We start from the raw sequence: 233 nt of genomic DNA on the forward strand, positions 1-233 counted from the left end.
GGTCTCTTCGGCTACGGGAATAAAGTCAGCAGGGGAAATGTCTCCCTTCGTCGCATGCTCCCAGCGTATCAGAGCTTCAACGCTAGATATTTCACCCGTCTTCAGATTAATTTGAGGCTGATAGTTTAGGTAAAAGTCGTTATTTTTAATTGCTTCACGTAATTCATTTTCAATTTCCAGAAGCTTGTTTGCGCGGAGGTTTAAGGCTTCAGTAAAGAAGTGGTAGCCATCTC

At 43.3% G+C, this 233-nt stretch carries 1 protein-coding gene; it reads right to left on the bottom strand.

Annotated features, from left to right (window positions below; all coding sequences use genetic code 11):
* Positions 1 to 233: EAL domain-containing protein (locus tag A3761_RS07080; protein WP_156491703.1), on the bottom strand; the 233-nt coding region annotated here is incomplete at both ends.

The organism is Oleiphilus sp. HI0123, assembly GCF_001635315.1.